Below are 12296 nucleotides of genomic sequence, written 5' to 3'. Positions count from 1 at the left end.
GGTGGATCAGCAGGGCGTCACAACGATACCCTCAGCCGTGTAGTGCTTCGCTATCATCATGCATAGGTTCAGGTGAAGGCAAGACGGACAACAATGCGAAAAATTCCGGAATGGACTATCCAACTTGCATGGGCGATATGTAGCGTCTTTGCGACAGGCGCAGTCTGGTATTTTCTTTCGCTCAAGCAATACAGCGACGCTGCGTATGCCACAGTCGTAGCGCTGATATTCGCCGGTGCTGCAATCTACCTCCATAGACGTAAGGACAAAGCTGACGCAGTCGCGTCGCCTGTGGAAGAATTTGCACGCAGATACACCGGCCAAGCGTCTGACATCCGATTCATCAAGGCCCTTCCAAAGCTGCGGCGTGTTGTATACGACAGCGCCCGCGAGGGATGGGACACGGGGATTACTGTCGAGATGCGCCAAGCAAGCTATGACGTCATCGACTTCCTCGAATATGCCTGGCTGAGATTGGCGGAGTTCTATCCTGTAGGTCACTTTGGCCTTCGAGGCCCTCGAAGCTACATCCGCAACTACATTCGCGATCGATTTCAATTTCATTGGGCAAAGCACGAACCAAACGGACCGGGAACTGGCGGCACCATCGTAGGGGTTCTAGTGGGCGGTGATGTGATTGACGACCTTGAACGAATGACTTCCGACACCGTGCGCGCATTGTTTGTCCACCATGACAATTTTGAATTTGATGAGTGGCAGCGAGAGCGGAGCGCGCAAGCACAAGAGGAATAACCGGTCTCTCGCGCCGCAAATGCAATGACCGGCTGCTCTACCGTGTGCGGCTAAATTTCAGCGTGGATGAACTGGAATGGCCTGAATTGCCCGAAAAAGTTGTCTAACTTGTTCCCAAATCGCTGCGGAAATCCCAGCGGAATCTCGATCGGTATTTCCGTCGTAAGTTAGAGGAACTCACGCAACGCATTGATTTAATGTGATTTTCCATCTGCAAGCTGCGGAGTTTTGCGGAAGTGGCGTTTCAGTGATGTGAACGCCGCCCCGGCTGGCGGCGCATCGCGATGTGCGATGTGCGGCCAGCTGGGGCGCGCTTGTCTTGTTCCTGCCACCCGCGGCCGGCCGCGTCCGGTTGCGAACCGGCGTCAGCGCACCTCCCCGGCAACGGGTTCTCGCGACCCGTTCCGCTCCGTGTCCCGCATCGACTCGCGCACTGCATCGACGACCCGGATCGCATCCGTGCGCCGCTTGGTCGCCAGCCGCCGTTCCCCGAGCGCACGCAGCGTCGCGCCGCCGAAATATTCCATGATGTCCGGCAGGCGGCGCACCGTGCCGCGACTCCCCCAGCAGCCATCGTCGATTTCCGTCGGAAAGACCCACACGCGCGTCGCGACGGCGTCGACCGGCACGCCTTCCGCGCGTGCGACGGCGGCGGTCACGTCGGCGATCAGCGCGGCGCGCGCGGCGTCCGTGTACTGTCCTTCCGGCACGGTCGGCACGATCCGGTAGATCGGCTCGGGCGCAATGGCACCGGCGCGATACACGGCCGCCGGCCGGTGGACGAAGATCCAGGTCACGTCGCACGCGCGCGGATTGTCGGGATCGAGTCCCTCGTGGCGGATCAGCATTCCGGTCAGCGCGTTCATCAGTTGCGCTTCGGCGTGCGGCGCGAGCGCGCCTTCGGGGATAGTGATGTCGATCATCGGCATGACGGTGTCCTGGTTCGGTGGAGACGGCGTCGCTCCGGTTCCGGCGACGTGAATCCAGTGTATGAACCGCATGCCGATGCACGAAGTGGCGAAACTGCCATTCGACGATGCCATTCCCGACATCGCGTCCCGCGCCCGTTCCGGACGGCTAACGCGCGAATCGACGGCGATATTCGCCCGGCGAGATGCCGGTCTCGCGTTTGAACAGTTGCCGGAAACCGCTGATGTCCGCGTAGCCGACGCGTTCGCACACCGCATCGATCGCGAGCTTCGTTTCCGCGAGCAGCCGTTTCGCAACTTCGATCCTGAGCGTCTGCAGATACCTGAGCGGCGGGGCGCCGACCGCATCCCGGAAGCGGCGATGCAGCGTGCGTTCGCTCATCGCGACATGGTCGCTCAGCCGCGCGAGGCTGAACGGTTCGCGCAGGTGCTTTTCCATCCAGCGTTGCGCACGCGCGATGGCGGGATCGTCGTGTCCGCGGTGGCCCATCCGGTCGAGGTCGATGAACGAATCCTGCGAATCGCGGTTCATGTCGATCAGCATGAGTCTCGCGACGGACGTGGCCACGCGCGCATTCGCCAGCTTGTCGACGACCCGCAGCGCGAGATTCTGGTACGACGTGACGGCGCCGCCGCACAGAATGCCGTCCTGTTCGGTCAGCACGTCCGACGCGCGCAGCGCCACGTCCGGATAGCGGGCACGAAAGCTCGACGCTTTCGACCAGTGCGTCGTGGCGACGCGACCGTCGAGCAACCCGGCTTCCGCAAGCAGGAACGCGCCGGTGCAGTACGTCGCGATCAGCGTGCCGCGCGCGTGTTGTCGGCGCAATGCGTCGAACAGCGGGGCGAGCACCGCGGGCCGGTCGAGCAGACGGTCGAGGTCGGCGACGAACGGGCCCGTGAGCCAGATTGCGTCGGCGGCACTGCCGCCGTCGATCGCGCCGTCGACAGGAATGAGCTGGCCGGCGGCCGTGCGCACCGGGCGTCCGCCGATTGATTCGACACGCCAGCGGAACGGCGTTGTCATCCGGCCTTGCGGCGCTGCTGACGCGAGATGATTGGCCGCCGTGAGGATGTCGGTCGGTGCGGCGATACCGGACGCGAGGGCGTGGTCGACGGCCCAGATTCGGACGAGCGGCATGGATGGCGGGATTGGCATTGGACAAGGGCGATCCTACCACCCGGCGCCGTGCGGTCAGGCCTGCCGTTCATCCACGATATCGGCGGCCGGAAATCAAAAGGCCGCCCGGCGCCGAAGCGCGCGGACGGCCTTGCGTCGCGGGTGAAGGCGCGGTGTCGCTCAGCACTCGCCTTTCTTCGCGTGTCCCGGCGGGCAGTGATAGCCGCCATGACCACGATAGCGCTGGTGATCTTCCCATTCGCGGCGCTGCCAGTAGCGGTGGCCGTCCCAGTAGCGGTCGCCGTGCCAGCCGACGATGACTGCCGGCGCGGGGGCGACCATGACGGGCGCAGGCGCAACGACGACCGGCGCGGGCGTGCCGATGTTGACGTCGACGTTGACGGCGTGAGCGAGGCCGGACAGCGAGAGGCCGAGGCCGGCGAAGGCGAGGGCGATCAGCGAGCGTTGCATGTTCTTTTCCGTGATGTCGTTGTGAAGAGGCCGGCACGACGCGATGGAAGCGAGGGGGCCGTTCCACCGGGGGAACGCCGCGCCGACACAATCAGTGTGCGGGCACATGACGGAAAAGGCGAGACGAGTTTATTACGGAGGGTTGCCGGCCGACAGAGGCAGGCTGCGGGTATGCGCCAGCGCCATTTGACAATGGTGGACCGCAGGTTCGGAAGGACACTCCGCATCGCACAGTGCGGGCTGCGCGGATTTGACATTCGGCGGCGCGCGGCCGCGAAGCCGGATTAACGGTGCGTTACAAAATGACGCGTGGCAGGCCGCCGAAGCGATACCTGCCGCACGTCAGGCAGCTCGCCGGCCGTCGGGCCGGCGCTCGCCACGGATGCGTTACAGATAGAACATCCGGTCTTCTTCGGGCCGCGGCGGATGATCGTCATCGTCCGAACCTTCCTCTTCGCCGCTGTCCTCGTAGAACGCGAGCACGGCGTCGAGCACCTGGTCGGGATCGTCGATCACCTGCATCAGGTCCATGTCTTCCGGATTGATCAGGCCCATCGGAATCAACTGGTCGCGGAACCATTGCAGCAGCCCCTGCCAGAACTCGCTGCCGACGAGGATGATCGGCACGAGGCGCGACTTCTTCGTCTGGATCAGCGTGAGCACTTCCGACAGTTCGTCGAGCGTGCCGAAGCCGCCCGGCATCACGATCACGGCATCCGAGTTCTTCACGAACGTGACCTTGCGCGTGAAGAAGTGGCGGAAGCGCAGCGAGATGTCCTGGTAGTGGTTGCCGGCCTGCTCGTGCGGCAGCTCGATGTTCAGGCCGACCGACGGCGCCTTGCCGGCGTGCGCACCCTTGTTCGCGGCTTCCATGATGCCGGGGCCGCCGCCGGAGATCACGGCGAAGCCGGCGTCGGACAGCTTGCGTGCGATCTGCGCGGCGAGCTTGTAGTGCGGCGTATCGGGTTTGAGGCGGGCAGAACCGTAGATGCTGACAGCCGGGCGGATCTCCGACAGGTACTCGGTCGCCTCGATAAACTCTGCCATAATCGTGAACATCTGCCACGATGCGCGCGCCTTCTTGGCCGTCGCGCGTTCTTGATCTGCGAGCGAACGCAGACTCGGAATCACTTTTCTCTTGTTCATAATGCCTGAAGAACGAAATCTGGAAGGTAAGACCCTGCTATTGGTTGATGGTTCGAGCTATCTCTATCGGGCTTACCATGCGATGCCTGATTTGCGTGGCCCTGGCGGGGAGCCGACCGGAGCGCTCTACGGAATCATCAACATGCTGCGCCGTATGCGCAAGGAAGTCAGTGCAGAGTATAGCGCTTGCGTGTTCGATGCAAAGGGCAAGACGTTCCGTGACGACCTTTATGCCGACTATAAGGCAAACCGTCCGTCGATGCCGCCCGACCTTGCCTTGCAGGTCGAACCGATCCACGGCGCCGTGCGCGCACTCGGCTGGCCGTTGCTGATGGTCGAAGGCGTCGAGGCCGACGACGTGATCGGCACGCTCGCGCGCGAAGCCGAACGGCACGGGATGAACGTGATCGTGTCGACCGGCGACAAGGATCTCGCGCAGCTCGTGACCGACCACGTCACGCTCGTCAACACGATGACCAACGAGACGCTCGACCGCGACGGCGTGATCGCGAAGTTCGGCGTGCCGCCCGAGCGCATCATCGACTACCTCGCACTGATCGGCGACACCGTCGACAACGTGCCGGGCGTCGAGAAGTGCGGGCCGAAGACGGCCGTGAAATGGCTCGCGCAATACGACAGCCTCGACGGCGTGATCGAGCACGCGGGCGAGATCAAGGGCGTGGTCGGCGACAACCTGCGCCGCGCGCTCGACTTCCTGCCGCTCGGCCGCACGCTCGTGACGGTCGAGACGGCCTGCGACCTCACCCCGCATCTCGAATCGATCGAAGCGTCGCTGAAGAGCGACGGCGAAGCGCGCGACCTGATGCGCGACATCTTCGCGCGCTACGGCTTCAAGACCTGGCTGCGCGAAGTCGACAGCGCACCCGCGGAAGGCGGCGGCGCCGATGCGCCGGAAGGCGAGCCGGCACCGGTGGTGGCGGCCGACATCGTGCGCGAATACGACACGATCCAGACCTGGGAGCAGTTCGACGCGTGGTTCGCGAAGATCGATGCGGCCGCACTGACCGCGTTCGACACGGAAACCACCGCGCTCGACCCGATGCTCGCGCGGCTCGTTGGCCTGTCGTTCTCGGTCGAGCCGGGCAAGGCGGCCTACCTGCCGGTCGCGCACCGCGGCCCCGACATGCCGGAGCAGCTGCCGATCGACGAGGTGCTCGCGCGCCTGAAACCGTGGCTCGAATCGGCCGATCGCAAGAAGGTCGGCCAGCACCTGAAGTACGACGCGCAGGTGCTCGCGAACTACGACATCGCGCTGAACGGCATCGAGCACGACACGCTGCTCGAATCGTACGTGGTCGAATCGCACCGCACGCACGACATGGACAGCCTCGCGCTGCGTCATCTGGGCGTCAAGACGATCAAGTACGAAGACGTCGCGGGCAAGGGCGCGAAGCAGATCGGTTTCGACGAAGTGGCGCTCACGCAGGCCGCCGAATACGCGGCCGAGGACGCGGACGTCACGTTGCAGCTTCATCACGCGTTGTATCCGCAAGTGGCGCGCGAACCGGGCCTCGAACGCGTGTACCGCGAGATCGAAATGCCGGTGTCGCTCGTGCTGCGCAAGATGGAACGCACGGGCGTGCTGATCGACGATGTGCGCCTGCAGGCGCAGAGCACCGAAATCGCGACGCGCCTGATCGAGCTCGAGGCACAGGCGTACGAACTGGCCGGCGGCGAATTCAATCTTGGCTCGCCGAAGCAGATCGGGCAGATCTTCTTCGAGAAGCTGCAGTTGCCGGTCGTGAAGAAGACGCCGAGCGGCGCGCCGTCCACCGACGAAGAGGTGCTGCAGAAGCTGGCGGAGGACTACCCGCTGCCGAAGCTGCTCCTCGAGCATCGGGGGCTGTCGAAGCTGAAGTCGACCTATACCGACAAGCTGCCGCGCATGGTGAACCCGTCGACGGGCCGCGTGCACACGAACTATGCGCAGGCCGTCGCGGTGACGGGCCGCCTCGCATCGAACGATCCGAATCTTCAGAACATTCCGGTGCGCACGGCCGAAGGCCGGCGCATCCGCGAGGCGTTCATCGCGTCGCCGGGCCACCGGATCGTGTCGGCCGATTATTCGCAGATCGAACTGCGGATCATGGCGCACATCTCGGGCGACGCGTCGCTGCTGCGCGCGTTCTCGCAGGGCGAGGACATCCACCGCGCGACGGCCGCCGAGGTGTTCGGCGTGACGCCGCTGGAGGTCAATTCCGACCAGCGCCGGATCGCGAAGGTGATCAACTTCGGGCTCATCTACGGGATGAGCGCGTTCGGCCTCGCGTCGAACCTCGGCATCACGCGCGACGCGGCGAAGCTCTATATCGACCGTTATTTCGCCCGCTATCCGGGCGTCGCGCAGTACATGGAAGACACGCGTTCGGTGGCAAAGGAGAAGGGCTACGTCGAAACCGTTTTCGGCCGCCGCCTGTGGCTGCCGGAGATCAACGGCGGCAACGGCCCGCGCCGCCAGGCGGCCGAGCGCGCGGCCATCAACGCGCCGATGCAGGGCACGGCGGCCGACCTGATCAAGCTGTCGATGATCGCGGTGGACGACTGGCTCACGCGCGACAAGCTCGCGTCGCGCATGATCATGCAGGTGCACGATGAACTGGTGCTCGAGGTGCCCGACGAGGAACTGTCGCTGGTGCGCGAGAAACTGCCGGAAATGATGTGCGGCGTCGCGAAGCTGAAGGTGCCGCTGGTCGCCGAAGTGGGCGCCGGCGCGAACTGGGAAGAGGCACACTGACGCACCCCCGTGCGGTTCGCGTTTCCCGCGGCATATTGTTGCAGGGATGCTGAATATCGAGATGGTTTGCTTGTGGTCAACGCGCAAGCTCCCGGACAATGCATGTCAGTCATGTCATTGACGCGGGGCGGCGCGCCCCGCGTTCCGGGACAGGACGCATCGAAGTGCTTCGAACTGCACATCGATGATGTCCGAACCGGTTAATCCACCGGGCGACGAGAATGCATCGCGTTTGCTTCGTCCGGCGGCAGCAGTTTCGAATCGCAAAGGGGAATCAGATGCATCGGATCATCATCGTAGGCGGAGGCGCGGGCGGCCTGGAACTGGCGACGCGGCTCGGCGACCAATACGGCGCGCGCGGCAAGCGTCCCGCGCGTGCGCTCGTCACGCTCGTCGACCGCAATCCGACCCACATCTGGAAACCGCTGCTGCACGAAGTCGCGGCCGGCAGCATGGATCCGTTCACGCAGGAGCTCGAATATGCGGCGCAGGCGCGCTGGCATGGCTTCGAGTTCCAGCAGGGCGGGCTGAACGGGCTCGACCGCACGGCGAAACGCATCGCGCTCGCACCGGTCAACGACAGCGACGGCGAGGAACTGCTGCCGGCGCGCGAGCTGGAATACGACACGCTCGTGATCGCGATCGGCAGCACGACCCACTTCTTCGGCGTGCAGGGCGCGGCGGAAAACGCGATCGCGCTCGATACGGTGGGCGAGGCCGAGCGCTTCCGCAAGCGGCTGATCGCCGCGTGCATGCGCGCCGAGCACCAGAGCCCGGCGCCGGCCGCGCCGGGTGAAGCGGCAGAGCCGCGCATCCAGGTTGCGATCGTCGGTGGCGGCGCCACCGGCGTCGAGCTGTCCGCGGAGCTGCGCAACACCGCGCAGGTGTTGTCGGCCTACGGGCTGCACAAGCTCGATCCGCGCCACGACGTCGGCATCGTGCTGATCGAATCGGGGCCGCGGATCCTCCCGGCGTTGCCGGAGCGCGTGTCGTCTGCGACGGCCGAACTGCTCGAAAAGATCGGCGTGCGGCTGATGCTCGCCGAGCGCGTGACGGAGGTGGCGCCCGGGGCCGTCCACACGGCGAGCGGCAAGACGGTGCGTGCCGACCTGACGGTTTGGGCCGCCGGCATCAAGGCGCCGGCCGTGCTCGCGAATCTCGATGGGCTCCAGGTCAACAAGCTTGGCCAGCTCGACGTGCGCCGCACGCTGCAGACCTTCACCGACGACAACATCTTCGCGCTCGGCGATTGTGCGGCATGCGCATGGCCCGGCAACGAGCGCAACGTGCCGCCGCGCGCGCAGGCCGCGCACCAGCAGGCGAGCTTCCTGCTGAAGGCGATCGGCTGCCGGCTCGAAGGGCGTCCGCTGCCCGAATTCACGTATCGCGACCTGGGCTCGCTCGTGTCGCTCGGCCATTTCAGCGCGGTCGGCAACCTGATGGGCGGGCTGATCGGCGGCAACATGCTGATCGAAGGGTTGTTCGCACGCTTCATGTACATGTCGCTGTACCGGATGCACATCGCCGCGCTGCACGGCTATCCGCGGATGATGCTCGATACGGTCGCGCACTGGCTGCGGCGCACGACGCTGCCGCGCGTCAAACTGCACTGACCGCGCGTTCGCGCGTCGAGCGGGCGGGGAAGGCGCACGTCGTGCGTGTGCTGCGCCGGTTGTCTTTCGCGGTTGGCGGGGCGGTAGCGCGTGCGCTGACCCCGCGTTTTCCTTTTCGATTCGCAAGTATCCGGTCGCGCCACGACGATCGGCATGGGCTGTCGCGCCGTGTTTCGACGGGCCGCCGGCGGGCTTTTGCGTCGGGATCGAAGCGACCGGCGCAACGCGCCGTAATCGAGTCTTACACATCTGACAGTTGACGCGACAACGGATTATTGGGCATCGTGTCCGGGTTTCCGCTTGCGGCGGGGTGCCAACCGCCGCGACATCCGCGCCGCGCGCCGGCGCGATGCCCCGTCATACGTAACCGGAATCGTGACGGCGGCGCCCAATCGAGGAGTGCATTCATGTTGAAACCCGAAGTCGACAGCCTGGTCCCCCATATCCCGTTCTCGCGCCGCAAATTCATGCAGGCCGCGCTGGGCGGCACCTTCGCGGCGGCCGTGCTGCCCGTGTCCGCGCAGACGGTCACGACCGACAGCGCGGGGCTGGATGTCGACACCATCGAGATCCGCTCGGGCGACGCGAGCGTGCCGGCCTATCGCGCACAACCGGTCGACAAGACGAACCTGCCGGTCGTGATCGTGATTCACGAAATCTTTGCGGTGCATGCGCATATCGCCGATATCTGCCGCCGCTTTGCGAAGCTCGGTTATCTCGCGATCGCGCCCGACCTGTTCGCGCGGCAGGGCAACGTGTCGAAGTACCCGACGATCCAGGGGGTCGTCGACAACATCGTCAGCAAGGTGCCGGACCGGCAGGTCACGGAGGATCTCGATGCGACGGTCGCGTGGGCCGGCAAGAACGGCGGCGACCTGTCGCGTCTCGGCGTTGTCGGGTTCTGCTGGGGCGGCCGCCAGGCGTGGCTGTATGCGGAGCACAACCCGCACGTGCGGGCAGCCGTGGCGTGGTACGGGTTCGTGGAAGGCAAGACCGACGAGATGACGCCGTTCAACCCGGTCGATCATGCATCGTCGCTGAAGGTGCCCGTGCTCGGGCTCTATGGCGAAAAGGACGCGAACATCACGCAGGCGTCGCTCGCCGACATGCGCAAGGCGATCCAGGCGAGCGATTCGAAGCTCGCGCGCGAATCGGAGATCGTCGTGTATCCGGATGCCGGTCACGCATTCTTTGCCGATTACCGGCCGAGCTATGTGAAGGCCGATGCGGAGGAGAGCTGGAAGCGCGCGATCGCGTGGTTCCACAAGTACGGCGTGATGTAAACGACAAGCGGCGGCCCATGCCGCCGCTTTATCGCTGCTGCGCGGTGCTCGCGCTTACGGCGTCGGGCCGGTCGCGATCGGCCGCGACGGATCCGCGCTCCATTCGCTCCACGAGCCCGGGTACAGCGACGCGCCGTGCAGGCCCGCCACTTCCAGCGCCAGCGCGTTGTGGCAAGCGGTGACGCCGGAGCCGCATTGCAGGATCACGCGGTTCGGTTCGGTGCCGGCCAGCACGGTGGAGAACGCTTCGCGCAATTCATGGCCGGTCTTGAAACGGCCGTCGGCGGTCAGGTTGTCCTTGAAGAAGCGGTTGCGCGCACCGGGGATATGGCCGCCCACCCGATCGATCGTTTCGTTTTCGCCGCGGTAGCGGTCCGGTGCGCGCGCATCGATCACGACGCGCGTGGGCGATGCCACGTTCGCGAGCACGGCCGCAGCGTCGACCGTCGATTCGAGCGGCGCGGCTGCGCGGAAATCACCGGCGGCCGGTTGCGGCACGTCGGTCGTCAGCGGCTCGCCGGCCGCTTCCCAGGCCGGCAGGCCGCCGTCGAGCACGGCGACCGAATCGTGGCCGAGCCAGCGCAGCAACCACCACAGTCGCGCCGCATAGGCGCCGCCTTGCGCGTCGTATGCAACGACCTGCTGGCCCTGCTTGAGACCGTGGCTGGCGAGCAACGTAGCGAGCGCGTCGCGGGTCGGCAGCGGATGGCGGCCGTTGGTGCCCGTCTTGCGGCCCGACAGGTCGCGGTCGAGATGAAGATATTGTGCGCCGGGAATGTGGCCGGCCGCGTAGGCGGCTTCGCCCGCGCCGGGATCGGCGAGATCGAAGCGGCAATCGAACAGCGCGACGCTGCCAGGCGCCGCGGCCAGGCGCTCGGCGAGATTGGCGGCGGAGATGAGCGTGGTGTAATGAGTGTGTGGCATGACGACTCCCTGGAGTGCAAATGGCCTGACACTCCAAGTCTAAACAAAAAAAGACGGGCCGAAGCCCGTCTTTTCGTCTGCCGGATGCCGGGCGGCGTCAAAGCGCCGCACCGGTTGTCAGAGGTCGCCGAGGTGGCGGCGCAGGAACTCGTGGAAGTGCTGCATGCCGTCTTCCATCGGGCTCTGGTACGGGCCGACCTGCGACTCGCCGCGTGCCATCAGCGCACGGCGGCCTGCGTCCATCCGCATCGCGATTTCGTCGTCCTCGACGGCCGTTTCCATATAGGCGGCACGCTCGGCCTCGACGAATTCGCGTTCGAACAGCGCGATTTCCTCGGGGTAATAGAACTCGACGATGTTGGTCGTCTTTTGCGGCCCGCGCGGGATCAGCCACGACACGACGAGCACGTGCGGATACCACTCGATCATCAGGCCCGGGTAGTAGACCATCCAGATCGCGCCGAACTCCGGCGGCACGCCGTTGCGGAACTTCAGCACCTGCTCGTGCCATTTCTGGTAGGTCGCGCTACCTGGTTTCGCGAGGGCGTTGTGCACGCCGACCGTCTGCACGCTGTACCAGTCGCCGAACTCCCACTTGAGGTCGTCGCACGACACGAAGCTGCCGAGGCCCGGGTGGAACGGGACGACGTGGTAATCCTCGAGGTAGACCTCGATGAACGTCTTCCAGTTGTAATCGCACTCGTGCACTTCGACGTGATCGAAGTGGTACTCCGAGAAGTCGAAGTGATGCTTCGTGCCGAGGTTGGCGAGATCGCGCGCGACATGGCGGCCTTCGGCCTCGAACAGCAGCCCCTGCCAGTTTTGCAGCGGGCTCTTGCCGAGGTTCAGGCAGGGCTTGTCGGGGAAGTGCGGCGCACCCAGCAGTTCGCCTTCCAGGTCGTACGTCCAGCGGTGCAGCGGGCACACGATGTTCTGCGTGCGGCCGCGCCCGTTGAGCATGATCGCCTGCCGGTGACGGCAGACGTTCGACAGCAGTTCGATCTGGTTCGTCTGGTTGCGGACCAGCACGCGGCCTTCCTTCTCGGACGGCAGCGCAAAATAATCCCCCGCCTCGGGCACCATCAACTCGTGCCCGACGTAACGAGGTCCTTTCTTGAAGAGGGTTTCGATCTCGCGCTCGAGTAGCGCCTCATCGAAATATGCAGTGACTGGAAGCTGGCTGTGAGCCGACTTCAACTGAAGCGCATCGCTCAGATTGGACATTCCCACTCCCGGTGTTAGCGTGAAAGCAGTGAACAACCCAACCATCGAAAAATCGATTTAGGGAAACGGGGAATTATA

General features: G+C 65.0%; 10 protein-coding genes. 4 read left to right on the top strand and 6 right to left on the bottom strand.

Features of this window, described 5'->3' with window-relative positions:
• Window positions 1-93: 93 nt before the first annotated feature.
• Complete coding sequence (locus BLA15945_RS15025; protein WP_174992779.1) at window positions 94-753, top strand: hypothetical protein; 660 nt, start codon at window positions 94-96, stop codon at window positions 751-753.
• A gap of 365 nt (window positions 754-1118) precedes the next feature.
• Here the strand turns inward: BLA15945_RS15025 and BLA15945_RS15020 are convergent, their stop codons facing one another.
• The 4 genes from BLA15945_RS15020 to BLA15945_RS15005 all read right to left on the bottom strand — a co-directional run bounded on the left by BLA15945_RS15020 (window position 1119) and on the right by BLA15945_RS15005 (window position 4419).
• The gene (locus BLA15945_RS15020; RefSeq protein WP_174992778.1) at window positions 1119-1682 is read right to left on the bottom strand and encodes a tautomerase family protein; all 564 of its coding nucleotides are present in this window, start codon (window positions 1680-1682) and stop codon (window positions 1119-1121) included.
• A gap of 148 nt (window positions 1683-1830) precedes the next feature.
• Entirely contained in the window at window positions 1831-2823 is a 993-nt protein-coding gene (locus tag BLA15945_RS15015; protein WP_174992777.1) for a GlxA family transcriptional regulator, read from the bottom strand.
• A gap of 159 nt (window positions 2824-2982) precedes the next feature.
• Complete coding sequence (locus tag BLA15945_RS15010; protein WP_059237323.1) at window positions 2983-3273, bottom strand: hypothetical protein; 291 nt, start codon at window positions 3271-3273, stop codon at window positions 2983-2985.
• 387 nt (window positions 3274-3660) lie between these two features.
• Window positions 3661-4419 carry an LOG family protein gene (locus BLA15945_RS15005; RefSeq protein WP_059237322.1) on the bottom strand — a complete coding sequence of 253 codons (759 nt, stop codon included), beginning with the start codon at window positions 4417-4419 and terminating at the stop codon, window positions 3661-3663.
• A gap of 1 nt (window position 4420) precedes the next feature.
• On the opposite strand from BLA15945_RS15005, the gene polA reads away from it, so the two are divergent.
• The 3 genes from polA (at window position 4421) to BLA15945_RS14990 (ending at window position 10070) form a co-directional block, all read left to right on the top strand.
• A complete protein-coding gene (gene polA / locus BLA15945_RS15000; protein WP_059237321.1) occupies window positions 4421-7174 on the top strand; it encodes a DNA polymerase I in 2754 nt (917 codons plus the stop codon).
• Between the two features lie 278 nt (window positions 7175-7452).
• Complete coding sequence (locus BLA15945_RS14995) at window positions 7453-8787, top strand: NAD(P)/FAD-dependent oxidoreductase (protein ID WP_059237320.1); 1335 nt, start codon at window positions 7453-7455, stop codon at window positions 8785-8787.
• A gap of 407 nt (window positions 8788-9194) precedes the next feature.
• Complete coding sequence (locus BLA15945_RS14990; protein WP_174992776.1) at window positions 9195-10070, top strand: dienelactone hydrolase family protein; 876 nt, start codon at window positions 9195-9197, stop codon at window positions 10068-10070.
• A gap of 54 nt (window positions 10071-10124) precedes the next feature.
• Here BLA15945_RS14990 and BLA15945_RS14985 read toward each other — a convergent pair whose 3' ends face one another.
• The gene (locus BLA15945_RS14985) at window positions 10125-10994 is read right to left on the bottom strand and encodes a sulfurtransferase (RefSeq protein WP_059237318.1); all 870 of its coding nucleotides are present in this window, start codon (window positions 10992-10994) and stop codon (window positions 10125-10127) included.
• 117 nt (window positions 10995-11111) lie between these two features.
• Window positions 11112-12218: an aromatic ring-hydroxylating oxygenase subunit alpha gene (locus BLA15945_RS14980; protein WP_174992775.1), complete on the bottom strand. Its 1107-nt coding sequence runs from the start codon at window positions 12216-12218 to the stop codon at window positions 11112-11114.
• Window positions 12219-12296 lie beyond the last annotated feature (78 nt).

Source organism: Burkholderia arboris, assembly GCF_902499125.1.
Lineage (GTDB): Bacteria > Pseudomonadota > Gammaproteobacteria > Burkholderiales > Burkholderiaceae > Burkholderia > Burkholderia arboris.
Note: the sequence above shows the minus strand (reverse complement) of the source record. Positions and strands in the feature narration are given on the sequence as shown.

Excerpts from the sequence above, each read along its gene's own strand:
- BLA15945_RS15025 (WP_174992779.1), top strand. The coding sequence starts at position 94 with ATGCGAAAAATTCCGGAATGGACTATCCAACTTGCATGGGCGATATGT.
- BLA15945_RS15020 (WP_174992778.1), bottom strand. The coding sequence starts at position 1,682 with ATGCCGATGATCGACATCACTATCCCCGAAGGCGCGCTCGCGCCGCAC.
- BLA15945_RS15015 (WP_174992777.1), bottom strand. The coding sequence starts at position 2,823 with ATGCCGCTCGTCCGAATCTGGGCCGTCGACCACGCCCTCGCGTCCGGT.
- BLA15945_RS15010 (WP_059237323.1), bottom strand. The coding sequence starts at position 3,273 with ATGCAACGCTCGCTGATCGCCCTCGCCTTCGCCGGCCTCGGCCTCTCG.
- BLA15945_RS15005 (WP_059237322.1), bottom strand. The coding sequence starts at position 4,419 with ATGAACAAGAGAAAAGTGATTCCGAGTCTGCGTTCGCTCGCAGATCAA.
- polA (WP_059237321.1), top strand. The coding sequence starts at position 4,421 with ATGCCTGAAGAACGAAATCTGGAAGGTAAGACCCTGCTATTGGTTGAT.
- BLA15945_RS14995 (WP_059237320.1), top strand. The coding sequence starts at position 7,453 with ATGCATCGGATCATCATCGTAGGCGGAGGCGCGGGCGGCCTGGAACTG.
- BLA15945_RS14990 (WP_174992776.1), top strand. The coding sequence starts at position 9,195 with ATGTTGAAACCCGAAGTCGACAGCCTGGTCCCCCATATCCCGTTCTCG.
- BLA15945_RS14985 (WP_059237318.1), bottom strand. The coding sequence starts at position 10,994 with ATGCCACACACTCATTACACCACGCTCATCTCCGCCGCCAATCTCGCC.
- BLA15945_RS14980 (WP_174992775.1), bottom strand. The coding sequence starts at position 12,218 with ATGTCCAATCTGAGCGATGCGCTTCAGTTGAAGTCGGCTCACAGCCAG.